General features: G+C 70.3%; 20 protein-coding genes. 8 read left to right on the plus strand and 12 right to left on the minus strand.

The window, feature by feature from the left end; translation table 11 throughout:
• Positions 1 to 277 precede the first annotated feature (277 nt).
• From OH735_RS23405 to afsQ1, 3 genes are read right to left on the minus strand one after another with little or no spacing between them, the layout of a single operon-like run.
• Positions 278 to 1015 carry a hypothetical protein gene (locus tag OH735_RS23405; RefSeq protein ID WP_406383475.1) on the minus strand — a complete coding sequence of 246 codons (738 nt, stop codon included), beginning with the start codon at positions 1013 to 1015 and terminating at the stop codon, positions 278 to 280.
• Positions 1012 to 2568, minus strand: a complete 1557-nt coding sequence (locus OH735_RS23410) for an ATP-binding protein (protein ID WP_406383476.1) — start codon at positions 2566 to 2568, stop codon at positions 1012 to 1014. The genes OH735_RS23405 and OH735_RS23410 overlap by 4 nt, the downstream gene beginning before the upstream one ends.
• On the minus strand, positions 2565 to 3242 hold the full coding sequence (afsQ1, locus tag OH735_RS23415) for a two-component system response regulator AfsQ1 (protein WP_176729344.1): 678 nt from the start codon (positions 3240 to 3242) through the stop codon (positions 2565 to 2567). Before afsQ1 ends, OH735_RS23410 begins: the two co-directional genes overlap by 4 nt.
• A gap of 192 nt (positions 3243 to 3434) precedes the next feature.
• On the opposite strand from afsQ1, the gene OH735_RS23420 reads away from it, so the two are divergent.
• From OH735_RS23420 to OH735_RS23435, 4 genes are all read left to right on the plus strand, one after another.
• Complete coding sequence (locus OH735_RS23420) at positions 3435 to 4181, plus strand: SigE family RNA polymerase sigma factor (RefSeq protein WP_406383477.1); 747 nt, start codon at positions 3435 to 3437, stop codon at positions 4179 to 4181.
• 389 nt (positions 4182 to 4570) lie between these two features.
• Positions 4571 to 5029 (plus strand): hypothetical protein, encoded by a 459-nt coding sequence (locus OH735_RS23425; RefSeq protein WP_406383478.1) that lies wholly within the window; start codon positions 4571 to 4573, stop codon positions 5027 to 5029.
• A 189-nt stretch (positions 5030 to 5218) separates the two neighbouring features.
• Complete coding sequence (locus OH735_RS23430) at positions 5219 to 7483, plus strand: hypothetical protein (RefSeq protein ID WP_406383479.1); 2265 nt, start codon at positions 5219 to 5221, stop codon at positions 7481 to 7483.
• 4 nt (positions 7484 to 7487) lie between these two features.
• A complete protein-coding gene (locus tag OH735_RS23435) occupies positions 7488 to 8540 on the plus strand; it encodes a hypothetical protein (RefSeq protein ID WP_406383480.1) in 1053 nt (350 codons plus the stop codon).
• Between the two features lie 281 nt (positions 8541 to 8821).
• Here OH735_RS23435 and OH735_RS23440 read toward each other — a convergent pair whose 3' ends face one another.
• Positions 8822 to 9532 (minus strand): uridine kinase, encoded by a 711-nt coding sequence (locus tag OH735_RS23440; RefSeq protein ID WP_406383481.1) that lies wholly within the window; start codon positions 9530 to 9532, stop codon positions 8822 to 8824.
• A gap of 63 nt (positions 9533 to 9595) precedes the next feature.
• Here OH735_RS23440 and OH735_RS23445 point away from each other — a divergent pair, with 63 nt between their 5' ends.
• Positions 9596 to 10027 carry a hypothetical protein gene (locus OH735_RS23445; RefSeq protein ID WP_406383482.1) on the plus strand — a complete coding sequence of 144 codons (432 nt, stop codon included), beginning with the start codon at positions 9596 to 9598 and terminating at the stop codon, positions 10025 to 10027.
• Between the two features lie 65 nt (positions 10028 to 10092).
• On the opposite strand, the gene OH735_RS23450 is transcribed toward OH735_RS23445, so the two are convergent.
• From OH735_RS23450 to deoC, 3 genes are read right to left on the minus strand one after another with little or no spacing between them, the layout of a single operon-like run.
• Positions 10093 to 10983: an aldehyde dehydrogenase family protein gene (locus OH735_RS23450; RefSeq protein WP_406383483.1), complete on the minus strand. Its 891-nt coding sequence runs from the start codon at positions 10981 to 10983 to the stop codon at positions 10093 to 10095.
• On the minus strand, positions 10973 to 12412 hold the full coding sequence (locus tag OH735_RS23455) for an aldehyde dehydrogenase family protein (RefSeq protein ID WP_406383484.1): 1440 nt from the start codon (positions 12410 to 12412) through the stop codon (positions 10973 to 10975). The genes OH735_RS23450 and OH735_RS23455 overlap by 11 nt, the downstream gene beginning before the upstream one ends.
• 5 nt (positions 12413 to 12417) lie before the next feature.
• Entirely contained in the window at positions 12418 to 13419 is a 1002-nt protein-coding gene (gene deoC, locus OH735_RS23460) for a deoxyribose-phosphate aldolase (protein ID WP_406386700.1), read from the minus strand.
• Between the two features lie 124 nt (positions 13420 to 13543).
• Here deoC and OH735_RS23465 point away from each other — a divergent pair, with 124 nt between their 5' ends.
• Complete coding sequence (locus tag OH735_RS23465; RefSeq protein ID WP_406383485.1) at positions 13544 to 14206, plus strand: PH domain-containing protein; 663 nt, start codon at positions 13544 to 13546, stop codon at positions 14204 to 14206.
• A 233-nt stretch (positions 14207 to 14439) separates the two neighbouring features.
• Here the strand turns inward: OH735_RS23465 and OH735_RS23470 are convergent, their stop codons facing one another.
• Positions 14440 to 14580: a hypothetical protein gene (locus tag OH735_RS23470; RefSeq protein ID WP_406383487.1), complete on the minus strand. Its 141-nt coding sequence runs from the start codon at positions 14578 to 14580 to the stop codon at positions 14440 to 14442.
• 32 nt (positions 14581 to 14612) lie between these two features.
• A complete protein-coding gene (locus tag OH735_RS23475; protein ID WP_406383488.1) occupies positions 14613 to 15290 on the minus strand; it encodes a helix-turn-helix transcriptional regulator in 678 nt (225 codons plus the stop codon).
• 275 nt (positions 15291 to 15565) lie between these two features.
• Here OH735_RS23475 and OH735_RS23480 point away from each other — a divergent pair, with 275 nt between their 5' ends.
• Positions 15566 to 17011 (plus strand): NCS2 family permease, encoded by a 1446-nt coding sequence (locus OH735_RS23480; RefSeq protein WP_406383489.1) that lies wholly within the window; start codon positions 15566 to 15568, stop codon positions 17009 to 17011.
• Positions 17012 to 17193: 182 nt separating this feature from the next.
• Here the strand turns inward: OH735_RS23480 and OH735_RS23485 are convergent, their stop codons facing one another.
• The 3 genes from OH735_RS23485 to OH735_RS23495 form a co-directional block, all read right to left on the minus strand.
• On the minus strand, positions 17194 to 18834 hold the full coding sequence (locus OH735_RS23485) for a phospho-sugar mutase (protein WP_406383490.1): 1641 nt from the start codon (positions 18832 to 18834) through the stop codon (positions 17194 to 17196).
• A 106-nt stretch (positions 18835 to 18940) separates the two neighbouring features.
• Positions 18941 to 19765: a purine-nucleoside phosphorylase gene (locus OH735_RS23490; RefSeq protein WP_406383491.1), complete on the minus strand. Its 825-nt coding sequence runs from the start codon at positions 19763 to 19765 to the stop codon at positions 18941 to 18943.
• Between the two features lie 102 nt (positions 19766 to 19867).
• Positions 19868 to 20305 carry a gamma-glutamylcyclotransferase gene (locus OH735_RS23495; protein WP_351082125.1) on the minus strand — a complete coding sequence of 146 codons (438 nt, stop codon included), beginning with the start codon at positions 20303 to 20305 and terminating at the stop codon, positions 19868 to 19870.
• Positions 20306 to 20554: 249 nt separating this feature from the next.
• Here OH735_RS23495 and OH735_RS23500 point away from each other — a divergent pair, with 249 nt between their 5' ends.
• Positions 20555 to 22048, plus strand: coding sequence for an NAD(P)H-quinone dehydrogenase (locus OH735_RS23500; protein ID WP_406383493.1), 1494 nt, complete (start codon positions 20555 to 20557; stop codon positions 22046 to 22048).
• The last annotated feature ends 223 nt before the right edge of the window (positions 22049 to 22271 follow it).

Here is a 22271-nt window from a genome sequence, read left to right on the forward strand (position 1 = left end):
CAAGACGCGCCGGGCGGCAGGATCGGTTCCGCCCGTCCGGAACCTGGCCGGGCGGAACCGATCCTGCCGCCCGGCCAGGTTCCGGACGGGCGGAACCTGGCCGGGCCCGGCGGAAGCGGGCCCGGGATGGCGCCTGGCCGGATGGCACCCGCCCCGGTCCCGAGCGGAAGCAGGCCCGGGATGGGACCCGGACCGGCCCGGTGGAAGCGGGCCCGGCCCGGGGCGGAACGTAGCCCGGCCCCGGCCGGAAGGGCCGGCCCCGCCGCGCTCCTCCCGGTCAGGCCCCCGTACCCGTCCCCGTACCCGTCACGGACCCCGTACCCGTCCCCGTACCCGTCACGGACCCCGTACCCGTCCCCGTACCCGTCACGGACCCCGTACCTGTCCCCGTACCCGTCACGGACCCCGTCACGGACCCCGGCGTCGGTACCGTCTTCGGCCGGGTCTTCGTCTCCGTGGTGCACAGATAGCCGTGCGGCCGGTAGCTCCCCGGCCCGCCCAGCACCACCCTGCCGTCCGGGGCGAGCGTCTCGCTCTCCGCGTACGTGCACACGATCTGCGCCAGCGCCTCGGCCGGCAGGTCCTCCGGCTGTTCACTGAGCCGCAGCGTGCCCCCGGGGTCGCCGCCGCGGGCCGCGCTGACCTGCAGGGTCGCCGGGACGGTGGTGGAGAACCCGGCCTGCCGCTCATCTGCGGGCGGCTTCTGCTCCAGCTCGTCCAGGAGGGCCTGCGCGATCCGGACCCGGTCCGACTTCGCCTCGTCGATCCGGACCGTACGGTCCACCGCGACCAGCTGCGAGGAGCAGACCAGATAGATCTGCATGGGGACGCCCCGGGGGGTCTGGGGCGTGACGTCGTCCGCGGACATGGAACACGGCACCTGCGACGGCGCGGCCCCTGCGTCCACCGGTACGGAGGTGGTCCTGATCCCGCAGCCCGCGGCCAGCACGGCCACGGTCACGGCAATGGCCGGCGCCACGGCCGAACGGCGCCCCCGGAGATTGCTGCCCCTCACGTCGCGTCGCCCTCCTCGTCCCGGACCCCCGCGTCGTGATCCCCGGCATTCCCGGCGCCCCCGGCAAAACCGGTGAGCGGCTCGGCATCGCGCGGCAGCCGCAGGACGAACACCGCGCCGTCGCCGTCCGGCGAGTTCGCGGCCGTGATGTCACCGCCGTGGATGTGCGCGTTCTCCATGGCGATCGACAGACCGAGTCCGCTGCCCTCGGAGCGCGGGCGGGAGGCACTGGCCTTGTAGAACCGGTCGAAGACGTGCGGCAGGACGTCCTCGGGGATACCGGGGCCGTGGTCACGGACCTCGATGACGAGTTCGTCGCCCTCGGTCCGTACCGCGACCCGTACCGGCGAACCGCCGTGCTTGAGCGCGTTGCCGATCAGGTTCGCCAGGATCACGTCCAGCCGGCGCGGGTCGAGGCGGACCATCATGCCGCGCTCGGCGTCCAGATCCACCGCGTCCAGCCAGGCGCGGACGTCGATGCAGGCGGTGACCTGGTCGGCGACGTCGACGGTGTCGAGGACGAGCCGGGCCGTACCCGCGTCGAAGCGGGTGACCTCCATCAGGTTCTCCACCAGGTCGTTGAGGCGCCGGGTCTCGCTCACCACCAGCTGCACCGCGGGCGCGATCATCGGGTCGAGGCTGTCCGCCTCGTCTTCCAGCACCTCGGTGACGGCGGTCAACGCGGTGAGCGGGGTGCGCAGTTCGTGTGACATGTCGGCGACGAACCGCCGGCTCGCCTCGTCCCGCGCGCTCATGTCCGCGACCTTCTTCTCCAGCGAACTGGCGGCCCTGTTGAACGTACGGGAGAGATCGGCCAGCTCATCGGTGCCGGACACCACGAGCCGGGTGTCGAGCTTGCCCTCGCCGAGCTTGCGGGCGGCGTCACCGAGCCGCTGCACGGGCCGCAGCACGGTCGTCGCCGCGGCCTGCGCGAGCAGCGCCGAGCCGACCAGGGCGAGCCCGGTGGCGATCCCCAGCGACCAGGCCAGGGAGTTCAGATCCTGCCGCTCCTGGTCCAGCGACTTCAGCATGTAGCCGGTCGGGCCACCGCCGATGATCTTCGTACCGCCCACCAGGTACGGCGTACCGCGGATGCTGACCCGCTGCCAGAACAGGTGGTACTCGTACTTGTTGCCCGCCTCGATCGGCTGCTTCTCGTTGACGGCCTTCTGCAGCGAGAGCGGCACGTTGTCGAGCGTGAAGGTGTCCAGGTCGGAGTTGCCGACGATCGGCTTGCCGGCGGCGCGCTCGTCGACGAGCAGCACGCTGTAACCGGGGGAACTGCTCGCCATCTGCGCGGCCGCGTTCTGCAGATCGTCCTTGGTGGGCCGCAGCGGCAACGACGCCGCCCGGCTCTGCATCTCCTGGCGGAAGTCCCCGAGCGCCGAGTCCTGGGTACGCGTCAGTACGGCCTCGCGGTTCAGCCAGTACGCGATCCCCGAGGCGGACACCGCGGCGGTCAGCGCCACCAGCGCGAACACGACGACGAGACGCAGTCGCAGACTCGTCCAGCGGAGCCCGGTGAGCAGGCTCCGCCTGGTGGCATCGCTCACTGAGGCGAATCCAGCCGGTAGCCCACACCCCGAACGGTACGGATCAGGGTCGGCGAGGACGGTACGTCCTCCACCTTGGCGCGCAGCCGCTGCACACAGGCGTCCACGAGCCGGGAGTCGCCGAGGTAGTCGTGCTCCCAGACCAGCCGCAGCAGCTGCTGCCGCGACAGGGCCTGGCCCGGCCGGCGGCTCAGTTCCAGCAGCAGCCGCAGCTCCGTCGGTGTGAGCTGCAGGTCCTCGCCGTTCTTGGTCACGGTCATCGCGGAACGGTCGATCACCACGTTCCCGAAGGACGCGGAGTCGGTGGACTCGCGCTCACCGCGGCGCAGCACCGCCCGGATACGGGCGTCGAGCACCCGGCCCTGCACGGGTTTCACCACATAGTCGTCGGCGCCGGACTCCAGCCCGACGACGACGTCGATGTCGTCGCTGCGCGCGGTCAGCAGAATGATCGGCAGCTGGTCGGTGCGCCGGATGCGCCGGCACACCTCGAAACCGTCGATGCCGGGCAGCATCACATCCAGCACGATCAGATCGGGCCGCTGCTCACGCAGCAGCTTCAGGCCGTCCTCTCCCGTCGCCGCGGTGGCCACACGGTGGCCCTGGCGTGACAGCGAGAGTTCGAGGGCCGTGCGGATGGCGTCGTCGTCCTCGATCAGCAACAGGAAAGGCACGCTGGTCATTCTGACCCATGGTGGAGCCCCAGTTCGACAGTTGGGGGCGACTCATACATCCCGCGCCCCGCCGACGTACCGACGGCAGGCTCTGTGACAGGCCTGTGACACTCGGGGGACAGCCCCATGAAACTGCCCCGGCAAGCTCATTGGCACCAGGAACGGACGGACTCCACCGATGGGGGGCGCGAGATGAACGCGATTCAGAGCACCACCGCAAGCGCAGTTGTCACGCGTCTCCACGATGTCGGCCGGAGTTCCGAGAAGTCCGGCGTCGGGGCGCGGGGGTGCGAACGCGCCGCCAGGCGTCAGCACACGTCGTACATGACGGTGGTCGACGCGCCCGTGGGGGGCAACGGGGGATCCGCGTACGGGGAGGTCATGGGGGAGCGGAAGGCCCCGGCACAGTCCGAGGACGCCGAAACGGCGTTCACGGCCTACGTCCGGGAGCGCCGCGCCTCCCTGTACGCAACCGCCTACCACCTGACCGGTGACCGGTTCGAGGCCGAGGATCTGCTGCAGAGCGCCCTCTTCTCGACGTACCGGGCATGGGACCGGATCAGCGACAAGGCGGCGGTCGGCGGCTATCTGCGCCGCACCATGACCAACCTGCACATCAGCGCCTGGCGCAGGCGCAAGCTCAACGAGTACCCGACCGAGGAGCTGCCGGAGACGGCGGGCGACACGGACGCGATGCGCGGCACGGAACTGCGCGCCGTGCTCTGGCAGGCGCTGGCGCGGCTGCCCGAACTCCAGCGCACGATGCTGGTCCTGCGGTACTACGAGGGCCGCACCGATCCGGAGATCGCGGCCATCCTCGACATCAGTGTCGGCACGGTGAAGTCCAGCATCTGGCGGTCGCTCCGCCGGCTGCGCGACGACGAGGTCCTCAGCTTCGGCCGTGACCAGGAGGAGTCCTTCGGCGAGCTGGTGGCCTGAGGGGACGGGGGAACACGGGGGATACGGGGCCGCTGCTTCGGGGGAGGCGGCGGAACACGGGGGAATGCTGCGGGGTCGGACGGGCCGGGGGGTCCTGTCCGGCCCCGTCGGCGTGTGCGCGGCCGGTGTTCCGGGCGCGAGGATGACGACCGGGCAGTGGGGGACCGCTACCCGACTACGACGGACGTGGCCGCGGGATCGGGACGAACAGGCCGGCGAGGGTGACCCTCGGACGGAGGGCCGTTCAGAGGATCGGAGAGGATCGGAGGACGGCCCTCCCCGGCGTCCCATCTTTCACGCATCGCCGCGCCGCTGTGCGGAAGAAGGCGCTTGTTAGTCTGAGGAGACCACGTCTGGCGTGGGCCTTCGAGGGAACTCATGGGGGACGAGTGAACAGTCAGGCAAGCGAGCAGATACCGACGACCGCAGGGGACGGTGCGTCGACCGCGATGCGGCTCAACCACATCCCGGCCGACCCGTCCTCACCCCCCGTGTACGGCCCCTTCGTGCCCGGCAGCAAGGATCTGGTGTCAACCCCGGCGCAGAAACGCGCCGCGGCCAACGCCATAGAGCAGCATCTCGAACCCGACACCAAGAAGTCGGGTGACTGGGCGCGGGAGGAGACCTCGGCCGCAGTCACGGCGCTCGCCGCCAAGGACGGCCAGGGATGGATCACTTCACGCGCCCTGAAGAACGCGCACAAGGCCTGGGGCGATCAGGTGCAGAACCTGATGAACCGACTCGGCGCGGAGAAGGGTGCCCTGCGCGGTGCCCATACGATCTTCCAGAACACCGAGTTGGCGACCGAGGGGCAGATCCGCTCGACCTCGCCGTTCGACGGTTACTGACGGCTGTGGCACGGGAAGACCGACGCGGCGTGTGCACGCGATGCTCCGGCACCGGTCGTGCTCCCCGTACCGGCCAGGACGCCCGTGGAGCGCGTGTTCATCGACAGCCGCAGTCCACACGCGCGCTGACGCAGGGCCGTCTCCATACTCGCAACATCATCAGGCATACCGGACAACGGGGATAAGGGCATGCCCACCTACCACGAGATCATGAGCACGGACCTGGCTTGTCTGACCACTGCCGCAGGCAAGTGGACGGACATGGCGGGTGAGTTCCACAAGCGCGAGGAACAGTACGACAGGGACGTCCACGGCATCACCATGGGGCAGAGCTGGCTCGGCCTGAGCTCCACCGCCGCCAACGCGATGTTCGACGTCACACTCAACGAGTACAAGGCCGCCCAGGCCGAGGCGAAGGCGATCGCCTCTCTGCTACGGGACGCGCACTCCCAGTTCACGGAACTGAAGGGCAAGTTGCAGGGGGCGAAGGACGGAGCCGTGGAGGCCGGGATGACGGTCTCGGACACCGGCAGGGTCACCTTCGACACGGCGAGTCTGAGCGAAGGCGCGCGGACCGCGTATCACCACGACCCGGACTACCAGACGTCGGTACGTGAGGCGGTCAGCTCATGGCAGCAGCAGATCGACCGCCTGGTCGCGGCGATGACGGACGCGGACTCCGGGGTGGAGATCGCGCTGAAGGCGGTGGTGCAGGACAGCGACGCCACGGACGGCACGATGAACGGCTTCAACAGCAAGCCCCTCGGCGACATCGAGGAGTACGAGGCACGCAACTCCGAGGAGATCGCGGAGCGCCTGATCGACGGCAAGAAGGTCTCCGACGCCGACCTCGAGGAGCTGGCCCGGTCGGTGCGGGACAACGCCGACGACAAGACCTTTGCCCAGTCCTTCCTGGGCAAGCTGGGCCCCGAAGGCACCGTCAGGCTGAGCGACGTCCTGTCCGACCGCGAGCAGCACGCGAAATCCTCCGACACCCAGTACACGGAGCTGCTGGGCGGACTGGCCAACACGGTTGCCACGGCCACCCACGTCCCCGGCTCGATGACGGACGCGGCACCGGGCTCCGAGAAGTTCCAGACCTGGCTGAACAGCGGCGACGGCGCGTTCTACCGGAAGTTCACGGAAGGGCTCAAGGAGGCCGGGGCCAAGAACTACGACTCGAAGACCAACCCGCTGTACGGATACCGCCCGTTCGTCGAGATGATGACCCACGCCGACGTGCCGTTCGACGACCAGTTCCTGAATCAGCTCGGCGACGACATGATCGCCGCCGAGAAGAAGAACACCGCCATGTTCGTGCAGTGGGGCGGCAACCACACCGAAGGCCGGGCCGACGCGCTCGACAGCCTTCTCGGCGTGATGAGCAAGAACCCCGACGCGGCCACCGCCTTCTTCGACCCGGAGCTGGACAAGGGGCAGTCGCATCTGGACTACCTGGTGGGCAGCGGCGACGGGGCGCGGGAGTGGCCGCAGACGTTCGTCCCGGCCGGCCCCGTGGTGATCACGGAGGAGGACCCCCTCAGCCGGCACGGCCTGGGGGCCGCGCTGGAGGCCGGAACGACGGGGCAGGAGCCCGGCACGCCTCTGGGCAAGCCCGGACCCCACAGCGAGGGCCAGGCCCGTGTCATGCAGGCGGTCATCGCGGTGCTGGACAAGGGAGCCGCGGGCGACACCGTTCCGGAAGGTCTCAAGGCGCCTCTCGGCCGCGCGCTGAACGACTACACGGCGGACACGCACGCCATTCTGGGCGGCTACGCGCCGAACAGCCCGGTCGGCCAGGGCGACATCGCCGGATCGGGCGACAGCGCCTCGATCACGAACAGCAAGGCGAGTCTGCTGCGGGTGATGCGCGGTGTGTCCGACGGTGTCATCGGCACGGATACAGAGGGGGACCCCGTACGGGTCTTCGACGCTCTGTACGAGGGGCAGCGTCTCTATGCGGCGGAATACCTGGACACCGGTCGGCACGTGCCCGAGAGCAGTCTGACAGAGAACGTGACCAGCTGGGACAACAGGTCGCGCCACGTAGGTCAGGCCTTCGGCGGTATGAACGCCATCGGCGCGGATATGGTGCTCGACGTCCGTGACGCCGAGATCGGGAAGATCAACGACCAGGCACGCTACGGGTATCACGTCCTGGGAGGGCTGGCCAACACGATCCCCGTTGTCGGCGACGTTGCCCAACGCGCTGTGGACGCCGCCACGTACGAGTGGTCCGGGGACGTCATGGCTGAAAAGGAGCAGGTCGCGCTCGGCGAAGTCAGCAGGAAGACGGCGGAGGGCATCGCGGGCACGAATGATCTCATCGATTCCTGGGCCGACACTCGGGGTGCCAAGGGCAGTGACGCCGCCGACAACGCCAAGGGTGAGGCGGGGCAGAGTTATATCACCGGCCTTGAGGAAGCGTATTCGGCCCTGCGAACCAGGAAGTGAGCAAGTGAGTACAGCAGAGGGCCGTACGAGGCCGGCGTGGAGGGTCTGGGCTGTCGTGGCCGTCCTGGTCCTGGTGGTTGGGGGGCTGCATGTCTATCGGAACACCAATGTGCTGACGGGGGACCGGCTGTGCGGAGGGCTGGTTTCCACGGCGAAGGCGAATGCGGTTCTTCCGGGGTCCGGTCGTCTCGATGCCGAGGGGGACGGCCTTGCCGACAACCTGCGGGACACGGCGTGCGAGGTCGAGAAGTCGTCCGTCGCGCTCGGCTCCGGAAAGGGCATCTTGTCCGTCCGGGTCGTGGAGGACCGTGGTGACTTCGCCTTCGCGGACCACGGGTGGCCGGACCCGTCGGAGGCGTCGTTCTTCTCCGGACCGGTGACCGGCGGGGTCTACAAGTACGAGGGATGGGTCCTGCTGCCCGAGAAGTGCTGGACGACCAAGCCGGTGTACCTCAGAGGCCACTCCAGCGAACCGATCTCCGACACTGTGGCGTTCGCCGCCCTGATCACCGATGCCGCGCGCGCCGTGGCGGCCCGGGCGGCATGCGGCGACCTGCCCGAGGAGCCTGGAACGCTCCTGCCGCCCCGCTCCGAGGCGGCCCGTCCGGTTTCCGAAAAGCGGGTGTGCGGTCTCGACGGCTTCTCCGTCCGCGGCCAGGTACCGGTGGACACCGAGGTGCTCGAAGCGGGCCAGACGGCGCCCGCTGATCTGTGGTCGTGCACGTTGTTCCTGGACGACGACTCACGTGACATTGTCCGCGAGGACGGCTTCATGACGTACACGGCTTCCCGGGACCCGCTACTCATCGCCGCCGTGAAGAAGGCGCCGGGCACGAGTAAAGGCGAGGCGCCGGACGGCCGGGAAGCCGATGTCGTCGATCCGCAAGGGATCGTTCTGCCCTGTGCTCAAGGCGATCTCTATCTGGCGGCTGAGTCAGGGCTGCAGTACTTGGAGGCACGTAAGCGTCACCCGGATCTTCCGCGGCGGGACGCCTACTTCGAGTCGTTCGTGAAGTCCGCTACCGAGACCTTCGACTGCGGCACAGCCGCGAGGTGACGGTACGACTGCCTCTTCCCCCGCCACCGAGGACCGCGCGGCCCCCGTGCCGGAGTGCCGGGGCCGTCCGCGCCTCCGGTAACTCGTCCTGGCCCTGGTGTCGCCGGGGCCGATCGGACGGCGGCGGTCGAACGGATCGAACGCGGGCAGAGGGCGGCCGGCCGTGAGGCTCTGAGGAACCTGGACCGAGCCGCACCGGGGCCAGTACTGCCGTGGCCACCAGGTCACGGCAGTACTGGCCCCGGCAGTGGCCGGCACCGGCTCACCCCACGGGCCTGTCCCTACTCCGGAACCGGCGCCCCCACCGGTGCCCGTCGGCACCGGCCCGCCGCCGCGGCGGTCAGTCGGCCCAGGGCCTCCTTCTTGCCGCACGGGTGCGCGCCCAGTGCCGCCTGCCGTGCCACGATGCGGCGCTCCGCGCGCATCAGCCGCCACCCCCGCCGCAGCAGGAACGGCACCGACTTGCGGCCCTCGCGCAGATCCCGCAACAGCCGGCGGCGGAAGGTCGTCGTCGGACGGCCGCGCAGGCACAGCGCGTCCGCGAGTACGCCCAGTTCCTGGCACCGTTCGACGATGTCCGCCGCGAAGATCCCCTCGGCCACGAACAATGGTGTGCGGTCGATGTGGAAGGCTTCGTGGCCGACGCGGGAGCTCGTGGAGATGTCGTACACCGGGACGCTCGTGCGCCCCGTGCGGCACAGCTCCGTGATCGCGGCGACTGCCGCGTCGGCGTCCCAGGACTGTGCGGAGTCCCAGTCGATGTCCGTGCTTCCGGGGACGAGCGGCAGCGTGGGGTCGTCGCCCTCCTTGTAGAAGTCGTCCAGGCGCAGCACCGGCAGATCGGTGCGGGCGGCGAGGGAGGACTTGCCGGAGCCGGAGGGGCCCGCGAGCAGCACGACGCGGGTCGGGAGTAGTTGGGAATTCACAGGACACGAGTGTGCGGCATTGACCCGCGCAGGGGATCCCCCGGAGGTCGGGTTGGTATCGAGCATCACATCTCAACTACTCTACGCACTCAAGTGATTACTCGATCGGCTCGATCAGGTGGGAACTCCATGGCACGTCACGCACTTTCCAGGTCCCGGCGCCGCACTCTGCTGCGGGCAGGTCTGACCATCACCGCGGTGGGCGCCGCACTCGGCGCGGGAGGTGCGGCGGCCCAGGCGGCGTCGCTGCCCCTCGTACCGGCCACGGGCGCCGACACCGAACTCGGCGACACCGGGCTCGGCGAGGCCGGTGAGGCGGCCACCGGCGCGGTGACCGGGGCGTTCGGGCACTCGCTCCGGAACGGCATCGCACCGGTGACGCAGCTGCGGCTCGACCCGCTTGCCGGTACGGGCACGGACCCGCTGAACAACGCGGTGGAGACGCAGATCGCCGACTTCAAGCCGCTCTCCACGGCCACCGTCACCGACCCGGTGACCAGCGGCGGCGGGCTGAAGGACCTGCCGGTGGCGGGGCAGGTCACACAATCGCTGCACGGCTGAGACGGACGCGGACGCGGCCCGCTCCTCCGGGGATCCGGAGAAGCGGGCCGCGTCCGTACGGCGCGTCAGTACGAGGACCCCGAGACGCCGAGCGCGCCCGTCGGGTGCCAGACCGTCTTCGTCTCCAGGAAGGCCGTCAGGCGGTGGGTGCCCGGATCGGCCGACCAGTCGAAGGCGGCGTCGCCGCGGTGAACCCGCTTCAGGTTGTCCGCCGCCGCGATCTCCAGCTCCTTCGCGAGCGCGGCGTCCGCCCCCGTGAGGTCGATGGCGTTCACGTCCTGGTGGGACGCGAGCGGGGCCGCGATCTCCGCCGTCCTCCCGGACAGGATGTTCACCACGCCGCCCGGCAGGTCGGAGGTGGCCAGCACCTCGCCCAGGGACAGGGCCGGCAGCGGGGCGTCCGCCGAAGCGACGACGACCGCCGTGTTGCCGGTCGCGATCACCGGGGCGATCACCGAGACCAGGCCCAGGAAAGACGACTCCTGGGGCGCCAGGACCGCGACCACGCCGGTCGGTTCGGGCGTGGACAGGTTGAAGAACGGGCCCGCGACCGGGTTCGCCCCGCCCACGACCTGGCCGATCTTGTCGGTCCAGCCCGCGTACCAGACCCAGCGGTCGATCGCCGCGTCCACCACGGCCGCGGCCTTGGACTTGGACAGGCCCTCCGCGTCGGCCACTTCGCGGACGAACTGGTCCTTGCGGCCCTCCAGCATCTCCGCGACGCGGTAGAGGATCTGGCCGCGGTTGTACGCGGTCGCGCCCGACCAGCCGCCGAACGCCTTGCGCGCCGCCACGACCGCGTCGCGCGCGTCCTTGCGGGAGGACTGCGGGGCGTTCGCCAGCCACCTGGCCTTGGAGTCGGTCACCTCGTACACCCGGCCGCTCTCGGAGCGGGGGAACTTGCCCCCGACGTACAGCTTGTAGGTCTTGAAGACGCTCAGACGGTTATCGGACATCGAGGTACGCCTCCAGGCCGTGACGGCCGCCTTCGCGGCCGAAGCCCGACTCCTTGTAGCCGCCGAAGGGCGAGGTCGGGTCGAACTTGTTGAACGTGTTGGCCCAGACGACGCCCGCCCGGAGCTTGTTCGCCACCGCGAGGATGCGGGAGCCCTTCTCCGTCCAGATGCCGGCCGAGAGGCCGTACTGGCTGTTGTTGGCCTTGGCGACCGCCTCGTCGGGCGTACGGAACGACAGCACGGACAGCACCGGGCCGAAGATCTCGTCGCGGGCGATGGTGTGCGCCTGGGTGACGTTCGTGAACAGCGTCGGGGCGAACCAGTAGCCGGAAGAGGGGAGTTCGCAGGGGGCGGACCAGCGTGCGGCGCCCTCCGCCTCGCCGGTCTCGGTGAGCGCGGTGATCCGGGCGAGTTGCTCGGCGGAGTTGATCGCGCCGATGTCGGTGTTCTTGTCGAGCGGGTCGCCGAGCCGGAGCGTGGACAGCCGGCGCTTCAGGGCGTCCAGCAGCTCGTCCTGGATCGACTCCTGCACGAGCAGGCGCGAGCCCGCGCAGCAGACCTGGCCCTGGTTGAAGAAGATGCCGGTGACGATGCCCTCGACGGCCTGGTCGATCGGGGCGTCGTCGAAGACGATGTTGGCGCCCTTGCCGCCCAGTTCGAGGGTGACCTTCTTGTCCGTGCCCGCGACCTGGCGGGCGATGGCCTTGCCGACCGCGGTCGAGCCGGTGAAGGCGATCTTGTCGACGCCCTCGTGCGCGACGAGGGCGGCGCCCGCGTCGCCGTACCCGGTGAGGATGTTCACGACACCCTTGGGCAGGCCGGCCTGGCGGCAGATGTCCGCGAAGAACAGTGCGGAGAGCGGGGTCGTCTCGGCGGGCTTGAGGACCACCGTATTGCCGGTGGCGAGCGCCGGGGCGATCTTCCAGGCCAGCATCAGCAGCGGGAAGTTCCAGGGAATGATCTGGCCCGCGACGCCGAGGGGGCGCGGGTTCGCGCCGTAACCGGCGTGGTCCAGCTTGTCGGCCCAGCCCGCGTAGTAGAAGAAGTGCGCCGCGACCAGCGGGAGGTCCGCGTCGCGGGTCTCCTTGATCGGCTTGCCGTTGTCGAGGGTTTCGAGAACGGCGAGCTCGCGGCTGCGCTCCTGGATGATCCGGGCGATCCGGAAGAGGTACTTGGCACGCTCGGAGCCGGGCAGCGCCGACCACTTCTCGAATGCCTTGCGGGCCGCCAGCACGGCCCGGTCGACGTCCGCGGCACCGGCCTGCGCGACCTCGGAGAGCACCTCCTCGGTGCTCGGCGAGAGAGTCTTGAAGACCTTGCCGTCGGCCGCGTCGGTGAACTCACCGTCGATGAACAGGCCGTACGAGGGAGCGATGTCGACGACCGCGCGCGACTCGGGCGCGGGTGCGTACTCGAATGCAGATGCCATGGGGATCAGTCCACCGTCACGTAATCGGGGCCGGAGTAACGGCCGGTGCTGAGCTTCTGGCGCTGCATCAGCAGATCGTTCAGCAGGCTGGAGGCGCCGAAGCGGAACCAGTGGTTGTCAAGCCAGTCCTCGCCCGCGGTCTCGTTCACCAGCACCAGGAACTTGATCGCGTCCTTGGACGTGCGGATGCCGCCGGCCGGCTTCACACCGATCTGTACGCCGGTCTGCGCCCGGAAGTCGCGCACGGCCTCCAGCATCAGCAGGGTGTTCGCCGGGGTGGCGTTCGTCGCGACCTTGCCGGTCGACGTCTTGATGAAGTCCGCGCCCGCCAGCATGCCGAGCCAGGAGGCGCGGCGGATGTTGTCGTACGTGGAGAGTTCGCCGGTCTCGAAGATCACCTTCAGCCGGGCGTCGGTGCCGTCCGCCCGCGCGCACTCGGCCTTCACGGCCAGGATCTCCTCGTACACCTTGAGGTAGCGGCCACAGAGGAAGGCGCCCCGGTCGATCACCATGTCGATCTCGTCGGCCCCGGCGGCCACTGCGTCGCGGACATCCGCGAGCTTGACGTCGAGCGCGGCGCGGCCGGCCGGGAAGGCCGTCGCCACGGACGCCACCTTCACGCCGGAACCGGCCAGCGCGGCGACGGCGGTCGCCGCCATGTCGGGGTAGACGCAGACCGCGGCGGTGTGCGGGGTCGTGCGGTCGGTCGGGTCGGGATGGACGGCCTTGGCGGCGAGGGCCCGGACCTTGCCCGGGGTGTCCGCGCCTTCCAGCGTCGTCAGGTCGATCATCGAGATGGCCAGGTCGATCGCGTACGCCTTGGCCGTCGTCTTGATCGAGCGGGTTCCGAGGGACGCGGCGCGCGCTTCGAGGCCGACGGCGTCGACGCCGGGCAGCCCGTGCAGGAAGCGGCGCAGCGCACTGTCGGACGCGGTCGCGTCGGAGAGGGGGGTACCTCCCTGCTCGGACGCAGCTGAGAGCCTGGGGGAGGGAGCTGTGGTGGGCATGGTCACCAGAGGAGCATATCTACGCGCGTAGCGACCTGTACAGGGGGTGGGGTCCTCCGAGCGTTGCGCAGTGCCCGGGCGGCCGCCCCGGCGCCCCTTGCGCGCGTCAGGCAGAATCGGGCTCATGACGAGCCCCACACCACCCGCCGAGCCGACCTACGCCGACCGGGCCTTCCGGTCGCCCGCCGGGATCGTCGGGGGTGTCCTGCTGCTTCTCCTCATCTGCTGGATCGGCGGTGACGCCGTGGTCCGGGGCGACGGCCGGGTCCCGTGGCTGGCGCTGGCCGGGCTGCTGACCGTGGTGCCGCTGGTCGCCGCGTTCACGCTGCGGCCCGTCGTGTACGCCAACGACCGGCGCATCCGGATCCGTAACCCGTTCCGGACGATCACCGTGCCGTGGACCGAGGTCGCGGATCTGCGGGCCGGATATTCGAGCGAGCTGCTCACCGAGGACGGCACCAAGTACCAGCTGTGGGCGGTTCCGGTGTCGCTGCGGCAGCGGAAGAAGGCCGCCCGGCGACAGGCCCGGCAGTCGGCGGACGACCCGTACGGCCGGACGTCCGTGCACGCCGATGTCCGCGACAGCAGGTCCCGCATGGCGACGGCCGACCAGACCATGGCGGACCTGAGCGAGCTGATGGAGCGGGCGAAGACGGGGACGGGTGCACAGCCTTCGGAGTCTTCGGCGTCCTCGGAATCCTCGGGTTCGGTGCGCTGGGCGTACGAGTTGATCGCCCCTGCGGTGGCGGGCGTGGTGCTGCTGGTGGTGCTGCTCGCGACCGGCTGAGACCGGCTGAGACGGATCGGAGTGCGCGCGTACGACGATCGGACGCCGGCCGTACGCACGCGGGTGGTCGTGGTCCCGGTCGCGAGGCAGCGCTGTCCCGCGGGTCGGCGGGCGCGGTCCGGGCTTCCCGCGACACGGCAGCCAGACGCCGACGCCCGGAGGGGACGGTCAGCACGCCGAGGCAGGTGATGACGAGGACGGCCCCGGTCCGGCGGCGCGCCCGGCAGACCGCGTCACAGGCCGTCCACCAGGCGGGCCGCCATGTCGCGGGCGCGCCGCATGCGTACGCCGTCGCCTTCGAGGCGCGCCCGCACGACGGCCCCTTCGGGCAGGAACGCCAGGCGTTCCGCCGTGGCCCGGGCCCGCTCGACCACGTTCCCGGCGCATGGCCCGCGCGGACGCGGTCCTAGTTCTCCGGGAGCCGGGCCCAGAAGTGGTTGACGATGTCGTCGATGTAGCGTCGCCCGACTTCGCCGGAGCCGGTGGTGCCGCCGGCCCGGCTGAGGGTGGCGGCCATGAGGGTCTGGTACTCGTGGTGCATGTCGCGCAGGGCGTCTTGCAGATCGCGGCGTTCCACGCCGACGAGGCGGGCGATGGCGCGGATGTGGGCCTGCCAGCGGGTGGAGACGGCTTCGGTGAGGAGGCGGACGAGTTCGTCCTCGAGGCCGGTGACGGCGATGAAGTCGCGTGGGGGGAGGTCGAGGAGGGCGCCGAGTTTGGCGGACTGCCGTTTGTCGCCGGTCCATTGGCTGGTTTCTTCCATGTGGTGGTAGGCGTCGAGGGTGAGGCCGGTGGCGCGGGCGACATCCTCGGCGGCCAGTCCGCGGGCGAGACGGTGTTCCCGCAGGGTGCGGGGGGCGCCCATGAGTTCGCTGGGGTTGCACCACAGGGCACCGGCCAGGGCGGTGAGTTCGTTGGTGGTGGGCAGCGCGGTGCCGCGTTCCCACGCCGTGATGTGGTCGGGGGTTACGTGGGTCGTGCCGTAGGAGGCGCGCATGCCGTAGGCGACGTGGCCGGGGGCCATCCCGAGTTTCTCGCGCAGGATGCGGGCGGCGCGCGCGTTGAAGGGGAGCGGTGGATGCACGGGCTGAGAGTAGGGAGTTACCCGGGGTGAACTCCATGGCCGTTGTCGCCCGCATCCCGGTTTGGCTGGATAGGTCGCCTGTGATTTTGGAGGAAGCCACAGGGGTGGTACCGGAAGGTCAACAAACGGATACCGCAAAGCGATTGAGATCACGTTTCTGCCGCGTATGATCCGCTCGCAAGGCGCCGTATGTGTGTTCGCACAACCGACTGACACACGCTTCCGGCGCCACTCCCATGTTTTCCCTCGCACCTGCAGGTCCAGGAGACGCAGTCATGCACACCAGCACGACAAATCAGGCCGAAGCGCCGACAACTAGATCCAGCGACCCGGTCGACCGGTTCTTCCGCATCGGCGAACGCGGTTCGACGTACGGCCGTGAGATACGCGGCGGATTCGCCACATTCTTCACCATGGCGTACGTCCTCGTACTCAACCCGATCATCCTCAGCAGTTCCGAGGACAAGTTCGGCGCGCACCTGGACGCCGGCCAACTGGCCACCGCCACGGCCCTGGTGGCTGCCGTGATGACCGTGATCATGGGCGTGGGCGGCAACCTGCCGCTCGCCCTGGCCGCGGGCCTGGGGCTCAACGCCGTCGCCGCCTTCCAGATCGCCCCCCTGATGGCCTGGGACGACGCGATGGGCCTCATCGTGCTCGAGGGCCTGCTGATCTGCGTACTGGTGCTGACCGGCCTGCGCGAGGCCATCATGCACGCCATTCCGCAAGCCCTCAAGCAAGCCATCAGTGTCGGCATCGGCCTGTTCATCGCCTTCATCGGCTTTGTGGACGCCGGGTTCGTCACCCGTATCCCGGACGCCGCCAACACCACCGTGCCCGTTCAGATCGGCACAGGCACCCTCACCGGCTGGCCCATGCTCGTCTTCTGTCTCGGCGTGCTGCTGACGGTCGTCCTCCTGGCCCGCAAGGTGCAGGGCGCCATCCTCATCAGCATCGTCGTGATGACCGTCGTCGCCGTCGTCATCAACGGGATCGCCGACGTCAAGTCCTGGGGTCTGACCGAGCCCTCGCTGCCCGACCACCCCGTCGCCGCACCCGACTTCGCGCTCCTGGGCAACTTCGATCTGCTCGGCTCGTTCGGTCAGGTCAGCGTGCTGACCGTCGTCCTGCTCGTCTTCACCCTCATCCTGTCCGACTTCTTCGACACGATGGGCACCGTCGTCGGCGTCACCGCCGAAGCCGGACTCCTCGACGAGCGCGGCCAGGTCCCCGGTCTGGGCCGCGTCCTGCTCATCGACGGCGTCGCCGCCGTCGCCGGCGGCGCCGCCTCCGCCTCGTCCGCCACCACCTACATCGAGTCCGCCGCAGGTGTCGGTGAAGGTGCACGTACCGGCTTCGCCAACCTCATCACGGGCGGCATGTTCGCTCTCGCCCTCTTCTTCACCCCCGTTCTCACCATCGTGCCCCTCCAGGCTGCTGCCCCCGCCCTCGTCGCGGTCGGGTTCCTGATGATGACCCAGGTCAAGCACATCGACTGGGACCGGTACGAACTCGCCATCCCCGCCTTCCTGACCATCGCCGTCATGCCGTTCACCTACTCCATCACCAACGGCATCGGCGCCGGCTTCCTCGCCTACGTGGTCATCAAGGCGTGCCTGGGCAAGGCCCGCGAAGTCCACTGGCTGCTCTGGATCACCGCGGCGCTCTTCCTCGTCTACTTCGCGATCGACCCGCTGGAGCAGCTGCTCAACCTCAAGTAGCCGACGTGGTGGACCCGGAACGGAGCGGGGGACGGCCCTCGACGATCAGCGGCGGAGCGTGTGAACACACCGCGCCCGCCTGATCGTCGGGACGTCCCCCGTCGGCCGCGGCGTGGCCGCGGCCCTGGCACGCACCGGCTTCACGTACCTGATGTGTACGTGAAGCCGTTCGTCGCGACCGGTCAGATACCGGCCGCCGCCGCCAGGTCCCGCTTGATCCCGGCGAGCAGCTCCGCACCCCGCGCACGGGCCGCGGGCAGCTCGTTCGTCGAAGCGACCGGCACCACGACCTCCAGGTAGCACTTGAGCTTCGGCTCGGTGCCGCTCGGGCGGACGATCACGCGGGCGCCCCGGAGGTGGTAGCGCAGCCCGTCGGTGGGCGGCAGCTGGGCGGTGCCCCGCGCGAGGTCCTCGGCCGAGGTGACGGGGAGCCCGGCGAGCGCGGTCGGGGGCTGCTCGCGCAGCCGGCGCATGGCGTCCGCGATGACGGAGAGGTCCTCCACCCGGACCGACAGCTGATCGGTGGCGTGCAGCCCGTGGTCGACCGCGAGGTCGTCGAGGAGGTCCAGGAGCGTACGCCCCCGCTCCTTGAGCACGGAGGCGAGCTCGGCGACGAGCAGCGCGGCCGTGATGCCGTCCTTGTCGCGTACGCCGTCCGGGTCGACGCAGTAACCGAGCGCCTCCTCGTACCCGTACCGCAGGCCGTCCACGCGGGCGATCCACTTGAAGCCGGTCAGCGTCTCCTCGTAGCCGAGGCCCGCCTTCTCGGCGATCCGGCCGAGCAGCGAGGACGACACGATCGACTCGGCGAAGACACCGGCCGCGCCCCGGTCCACAAGATGTGCGGCGAGCAGCGCCCCGACCTCGTCGCCGCGCAGCATCCGCCAGCCGCCGTCGGCGGCAGGGTCCGGGACGGCGACGGCGCACCGGTCGGCGTCCGGGTCGTTGGCGATGACGAGGTCGCAGTCGGTACGGCGCGCGGTGGCGAAGGCGAGATCCATCGCGCCTGGCTCTTCCGGATTGGGGAAGGCGACGGTGGGGAACGCCGGGTCGGGCTCGGCCTGTTCGGCGACGAGCACCGGGGCGGGGAACCCGGCGCGGTCGAAGGCGGCGGTGAGCACGGACGTACCGACGCCGTGCATCGCGGTGTACACGACCCGGGCGGTGCGCGGCGATCCGGCGGCGAGCACGGCGTCGGTACGGGCCAGGTAGGCGGCCAGGACATCGTCGCCGAGGATCTCCCAGCCGTCGTCGGGGCGGGCCACGCCGTCGAGCGGGCCGACCGCGGCGATCGCGGCGGCGATCTCGCCGTCCGCCGGGGGCACGATCTGCGAGCCGTCACCGAGGTAGACCTTGTACCCGTTGTCGCGCGGCGGGTTGTGACTGGCCGTCACCTCGACGCCCGCGACGGCGCCCAGGTGCCGGATCGCGTACGCCAGTACGGGCGTGGGCAGCGGGCGGGGGAGCACCGCCGCGCGCAGGCCCGCGCCGGTCATCACGGCCGCGGTGTCGCGGGCGAAGTCGGCGGACTTGTAACGGGCGTCGTACCCGATCACGACGAGCCCGCCGCCCTGCCCCTGTGCCTTCAGATACGCGGCGAGCCCGGCCGCCGCGCGGATCACGACGGCGCGGTTCATCCGCATCGGCCCCGCCCCCAGCTCACCGCGGAGCCCGGCCGTGCCGAACTGCAGCGTGCCGGCGAACCGGGCGGCGAGTTCGTCGACGTCCTCGGCGTCGATGAGCGCGGCGAGCTCGTCACGGGTCTCGGGGTCGGGATCCTCCGCGAGCCACGTCCTGGCCTGCGCGATGAGCTCCTGCTGCACGGTGTCCGCCTTTCTGCGGGATGGATGGGGTGGTGGGGTCCGTCCGGGGGCGCCGCCTCCGGACGGACCCCCGCTCCTTAACCGCCGGAGGGGCTTGCTCTGCCGCTCAGATCCGCTCGAGCACCCGGGCCAGCAACGTCCCCATCCGCGTCGCCGAATCCCGCCCCGCCTGCAGCACCTCTTCATGGTTGAGCGGCTCCCCGCTCAGCCCCGCCGCCAGGTTCGTGACCAGCGAGATGCCGAGCACCTCGGCCCCCGCCTCCCGTGCGGCGATCGCCTCCAGCACGGTGGACATGCCGACCAGGTCGCCGCCCATCACACGGACCATGTTGATCTCGGCCGGCGTCTCGTAGTGCGGGCCGGGGAACTGCACGTACACGCCCTCTTCGAGGGTCTCGTCGACCTCCTTGCACAGCGCGCGCAGCCGCGGCGAGTACAGGTCGGTCAGGTCGACGAAGTTGGCGCCGACGATGGGGGACGCCGCGGTCAGGTTGATGTGGTCGCTGATCAGGACCGGCTGCCCGGGGCGCATGCCCTCGCGCAGACCGCCGCAGCCGTTCGTCAGCACGACGGTCTTGCAGCCCGCGGCGACGGCGGTGCGGACGCCGTGCGCGACGGCGGCGACGCCGCGGCCCTCGTAGAAGTGCGTGCGGCCGAGGAAGACCAGGGCACGCTTCGCGCCGATCCGGTACGAGCGGATCGTGCCACCGTGCCCCTGCACGGCGGGCGCCGGGAAACCGGGCAGGTCGGTCACCGGGAACTCGGCCTCCGGAGCGCCGAGCGCGTCGCCCGCGGGAGCCCAGCCTGACCCCATCACGAGGGCGACGTCGTGGGTCTCGGCGCCGGTCAGCTCGCGCAGGCGGGCAGCGGCGTCGGCGGCGGCGGCGTACGGGTCGCCCTGGATGTCGTCCGGAATAACTGATGCGTTCACGCGGATGAGGGTAACCGGTGATTCCCTACGCGCGTAGATGCCCATGCATAGAGTCTGCACACGCTTCCTCGTACATTCACACAAAAGCGCTGGTCGACCGGGTCAGCAGGGGCGCTTGCGCAGTTCCATCACATAGTCGTGCGGTGCGCCCGCGGACTCCGCGGCGTCCGCGATCTCGCCCAGATAGCGGGCGGACGGCAGCCCGCCCTCGTACCCGTTCAGCACATACATCCAGGCCGGCTCCTCGCCGTCCAGGGTGTGCACCCGTACCCGCATCCGCCGGTATATGTCGAGGCCGACGCCCTCCCACCGATCCATGGAGTCCTCGTCCATCGGTGCGATGTCGTACAGCGCCACGAAAACCTGGGAACGGGGGGCCTCCACCACCGTGGCGAGCGCGCCTTCCCAGCCCATCTGCTCCCCGCCGAAGGTCAGCCGCCAGCCGTTGAGCCAGCCGGTGCCGCGCAGCGGGGAATGCGGTGCGCGGCGCGTCATCAGCCGCGCGTCGAGGTTGCCGGCGTACGCGGCGTAGAGCGACATGGGTCGAGGGTACGGGAGGCGGTGGCCGGAACGTCGATTCCTGTGAGGAAGACACCGTACGGGGGGTACCGCTCGCGGCCCGGGAACCCCGTCCCGGGAACCCCGGGCCACGTATGGAGGGCCCCGGGGCGAAGCACCTTGGCGCGTGCGGGACAATGAAGTACGTACTGCATTCCCCGGGGCGACCCCCCGGACCCCCGGCCGGGGCAGCAGACGGCCGCGGGATGACACACGCGAGGCGGACTTTTCGTGACCCGGATCGTGATCATCGGCGGCGGACCCGGCGGGTACGAGGCGGCATTGGTGGGCGCCCAGCTCGGCGCGGAGGTGACCGTCGTCGACTGTGACGGCCTCGGCGGCGCGTCCGTGCTCACCGACTGCGTTCCCTCGAAGACCCTGATCGCGACGGCAGAGGTGATGACCACCTTCGACTCTTCGTACGAGGAGTTGGGCATCATCGTCGCCGACGACACGCCGTACATCGAGCAGACGGCCCGGGTCGTCGGCGTGGACCTCGGCAAGGTCAACCGGCGGGTGAAGCGCCTCGCGCTCGCCCAGTCCCATGACATCACCGCGTCCGTCACCCGGGCCGGCGCCCGGGTGATGCGCGGCCGCGGCCGCCTCGACGGCCTCCAGGCCGCCGACGGCTCCCGCACGGTCGTCGTGACCGCCGCCGACGGCACGCAGGAGACGCTCACCGCCGACGCCGTGCTGATCGCGACCGGTGGCCACCCCCGGGAGATCCCGGACGCGCTCCCCGACGGGGAGCGCATCCTGAACTGGACCCAGGTCTACGACCTCGACGAGCTTCCCGAGGAGCTCATCGTGGTCGGCTCCGGTGTGACGGGTGCCGAGTTCGCGGGCGCCTACCAGGCGCTCGGCTCGCGCGTCACCCTCGTCTCCTCCCGCGACCGGGTGCTGCCGGGCGAGGACCCGGACGCCGCCGCCGTCCTGGAGGACGTCTTCCGCCGCCGCGGCATGAATGTCATGGCCCGCTCCCGCGCGTTGGCTGCGAAAGTTGTGCCGGGAACCACTGAGGGACCCTCCTCGCCGAAGGCGGGCAAGGAGGGACGGGTCGGCGACCGGGTCGAGGTCACCCTCGCCGACGGCCGGGTCATCTCCGGTTCGCACTGCCTGATGGCGGTCGGCGCGATCCCGAACAGCGCCGGCATGGGCCTGGAGGAGGCCGGGGTCCGGCTCAAGGAGTCCGGCCACATCTGGACCGACAAGGTCTCCCGCACCACCGCCCCCGGCGTGTACGCGGCCGGTGACGTCACCGGGATCTTCGCCCTCGCCTCGGTCGCCGCCATGCAGGGCCGGATCGCGATGTACCACTTCCTCGGGGACGCGGTGGCCCCGCTGAACCTGAAGACGGTCTCCTCGAACGTCTTCACCGACCCCGAGATCGCCACCGTCGGCTACACCCAGGCCGACGTCGACGGCGGCAGGATAGACGCCAGGGTCGTCAAGCTGCCGCTGCTGCGCAACCCGCGCGCCAAGATGCAGGGCATCCGCGACGGCTTCGTCAAGCTCCTCTGCCGGCCCGGCACCGGCATCGTGGTCGGCGGCTGCGTCGTCGCGCCGCGGGCGAGCGAACTCATCCACCCGATCTCGATCGCGGTCGACAACAACCTGACGGTCGAACAGATCGCAAACGCCTTCACGGTGTACCCGTCCCTGTCGGGTTCGATCGCGGAAGTGGCCCGTCAGTTGCACACCCGGAAGAACGCGGGCGAGGCGTAGCCGCAGTCGCGAAACCCCGCGATCCGCGGCGGTCCCCGCCCCGCGCCCGGCGCATCGCGGCAGCTCAGGCGGCTGTCCGGGCGCGGGGCGGCCGCCGGGCAGTCGTCGGCCGATCAGTACGGAACAAACAACGGGCCGCCTATACCACTTGGCGGCCCCCTGTATGCACAACTTCTGTTATTCGGTGCAATCTGCTGAAAACGCTCCGGCGTCACGTTACTGT

The sequence above is a fragment of the Streptomyces sp. NBC_01618 genome (assembly GCF_045209435.1).
Lineage (GTDB): Bacteria > Actinomycetota > Actinomycetes > Streptomycetales > Streptomycetaceae > Streptomyces.

Excerpts from the sequence above, each read along its gene's own strand:
- OH735_RS23420 (WP_406383477.1), top strand. The coding sequence starts at position 3,435 with ATGAACGCGATTCAGAGCACCACCGCAAGCGCAGTTGTCACGCGTCTC.
- OH735_RS23430 (WP_406383479.1), top strand. The coding sequence starts at position 5,219 with ATGCCCACCTACCACGAGATCATGAGCACGGACCTGGCTTGTCTGACC.
- OH735_RS23440 (WP_406383481.1), bottom strand. The coding sequence starts at position 9,532 with ATGCTCGATACCAACCCGACCTCCGGGGGATCCCCTGCGCGGGTCAAT.
- OH735_RS23445 (WP_406383482.1), top strand. The coding sequence starts at position 9,596 with ATGGCACGTCACGCACTTTCCAGGTCCCGGCGCCGCACTCTGCTGCGG.
- OH735_RS23450 (WP_406383483.1), bottom strand. The coding sequence starts at position 10,983 with ATGTCCGATAACCGTCTGAGCGTCTTCAAGACCTACAAGCTGTACGTC.
- OH735_RS23455 (WP_406383484.1), bottom strand. The coding sequence starts at position 12,412 with ATGGCATCTGCATTCGAGTACGCACCCGCGCCCGAGTCGCGCGCGGTC.
- deoC (WP_406386700.1), bottom strand. The coding sequence starts at position 13,419 with ATGCCCACCACAGCTCCCTCCCCCAGGCTCTCAGCTGCGTCCGAGCAG.
- OH735_RS23465 (WP_406383485.1), top strand. The coding sequence starts at position 13,544 with ATGACGAGCCCCACACCACCCGCCGAGCCGACCTACGCCGACCGGGCC.
- OH735_RS23480 (WP_406383489.1), top strand. The coding sequence starts at position 15,566 with ATGCACACCAGCACGACAAATCAGGCCGAAGCGCCGACAACTAGATCC.
- OH735_RS23495 (WP_351082125.1), bottom strand. The coding sequence starts at position 20,305 with ATGTCGCTCTACGCCGCGTACGCCGGCAACCTCGACGCGCGGCTGATG.